Below are 2,133 nucleotides of genomic sequence, written 5' to 3' on the forward strand. Positions count from 1 at the left end.
CATGCGAGGAAATGAGTTATCCGGTATTAGCCCCGGTTTCCCGGAGTTATCCCAGTCTTACAGGCAGGTTACCCACGTGTTACTCACCCGTCCGCCGCTGACTGATGGGAGCAAGCTCCCATCAGTCCGCTCGACTTGCATGTATTAGGCACGCCGCCAGCGTTCGTCCTGAGCCAGGATCAAACTCTCCGATAAAAGTTTGAATAGCTCTTTAAAAATAAATCTAGAATTAACGTTGACGTATTGTCTTGTTTTGTTCAGTTTTCAAGGTTCAATGTGCAATCGCTTCATTTAAGCGACTTTTTTATCTTACCAAGTTATAGAGTTGATGTCAACAACTTTTTAAGTTTTTTAAGTCGCCACTGACCGCTCGTTGTCGTCGTTCAGCAGCGACATTTACTAATATAACAAGGTTTCATATTGAAGTCAACGAATAATTAATATTTCACTATAATTATTTTACTGCTCGATAATAGCGGTGATAAATCCCCTGTCCCTTTGTGTCTACATTTACAATTTCAACGAATCCTTTATCTGTCAGATATTCAATGAGCATGCTTAAATCCACTGAATAATGTTTTGCCTCTGAATGATTGAGAAGATCCTGGAACGTCCAATGTTCTTTCTGATTCAGGATGCTTAATAGATGTTCCGTTGATACCTTCGTTCTTGAGTGGATGAGAAACTCACTTGCCAGAAACAGCAGTTCAAGTCGTTTATCAATCTCTTCGTCACTTGTTACGAGTTCTTCATACAACTTGTAGATTTCAGGCTCTATTTGTTTTACCTGGTTCCATACGGTTACCTCCGGATGAAATCCGTTTTCGATGACCGCAAGTCTGGCCAGATGGTGTAAGGAATGGACGATGTGGTTATAGGCATCTAAATAATGCTTACTTTCAAAGAATTCTTTACCGTCCATGTAACGACGAATCAACTTGGCAAATTCCATCCCCATCTTTATCTTTCTGCCATAAAAAGGGAAATCTCTTAACTCTGTTTTAAGGTTATGAATATATTCGTTGCGATCGAACAGTATCTTACCATTAAACAGCCAATCGATCACTTTGCGGTTGGAGCCGAGTAATATCCACTCATTCAACTTTGCTTCCGTTACGATATGTAAGGCTGCCTTCTGTTCTTTATAAGAATAGTGTTTAATGAATATTGGCTCTTCAGCTTCTTTCACCACTAGAAAAAGGACAATATCAAAAGTATCCGTCAACGGACTGGATTTCTTGTTTTGTTCTATTAAAAGTGCTCCTAAAGTATTGGGGTGACTTGTACGCTCTTGGTATAACGGTCGTAAAATGTCTTCCATTTCATACTCCTCCATCACTCATTGGTTGGTTACTATTTCGACATTCAAAGGCGATTTCCTTCTCTGGATATAGTCATTTTTCGACAAAACAGTTTCGTATCCCTCTTCTTACAACAATTATGGTATAGTATTTTTTTAGGAGGGACAAACAAATGGCTAAGTATTCGAGTAAAATTAATAAAATCCGTACGTTTGCCTTAAGTTTGGTTTTCATCGGATTTATCATTATGTACGTAGGTATATATTTTAGAGAACATCCATGGGTTATGACAACATTCATGCTACTGGGTTTTCTGGCAATCATCGGAAGCACGGTTGTCTATTTCTGGATCGGGATGCTATCCACTAAGGCTGTTCAAGTCACATGTCCTAATTGCGGGAAGGTCACAAAAGTCCTTGGACGAGTAGATATGTGTATGTATTGTAATGAACCATTAACTCTTGATCCGAACTTGGAAGGCGAAGAGTTTGATGAGGACTATAATAAAAAGAAAAGATAACCCGAATGAGAAAAGACCTTCTACTGAAGGTCTTTTCAGCTTGTAGACAAAGTCTAAAAATTAGACCAAGTCTACAAGCTTTTTTTGTATAATGGAATGGAATCGATATTTTTGTGGGGGATATAAAATGTTATCAAAACACGTTGAGGATGGAAGAAATCAAATTGAAATGGTTGCGTTGGACCAACTTGTTCCAGAGGATCATCTGGTTAGGAAGGTTGAACAAGCGATTGACTTTGAATTTATTTATGACCTGGTAAAAGATAAGTATTGTTTAGATAATGGTCGACCGAGTATTGATCCCGTCGTTCT

3 protein-coding genes and 1 rRNA gene are annotated in these 2,133 nt (G+C 38.7%); 2 read left to right on the forward strand and 2 right to left on the reverse strand.

The window, feature by feature from the left end:
- A 16S ribosomal RNA gene (locus F0342_RS24440) occupies positions 1–195 on the reverse strand; the annotation flags it as partial.
- Between the two features lie 259 nt (positions 196–454).
- Entirely contained in the window at positions 455–1,321 is an 867-nt protein-coding gene (locus F0342_RS24445; RefSeq protein WP_149158295.1) for a nucleotidyltransferase-like protein, read from the reverse strand.
- 152 nt (positions 1,322–1,473) lie between these two features.
- Between F0342_RS24445 and F0342_RS24450 the strand changes: the two genes are divergently transcribed.
- On the forward strand, positions 1,474–1,821 hold the full coding sequence (locus tag F0342_RS24450; RefSeq protein ID WP_148968126.1) for a YgzB family protein: 348 nt from the start codon (positions 1,474–1,476) through the stop codon (positions 1,819–1,821).
- A 127-nt stretch (positions 1,822–1,948) separates the two neighbouring features.
- Positions 1,949–2,133: transposase (locus F0342_RS24455; protein WP_464764950.1), on the forward strand; the 185-nt coding region annotated here is incomplete at its 3' end.

This window comes from Bacillus sp. CH30_1T, from assembly GCF_008364765.1.
GTDB lineage: Bacteria > Bacillota > Bacilli > Bacillales > Bacillaceae_B > Rossellomorea.

What these genes read in the sequence shown, in the direction of transcription:
- F0342_RS24450 (WP_148968126.1), top strand. Translation starts at nt 1,474, where the DNA reads ATGGCTAAGTATTCGAGTAAAATTAATAAAATCCGTACGTTTGCCTTA.
- F0342_RS24445 (WP_149158295.1), bottom strand. Translation starts at nt 1,321, where the DNA reads ATGGAAGACATTTTACGACCGTTATACCAAGAGCGTACAAGTCACCCC.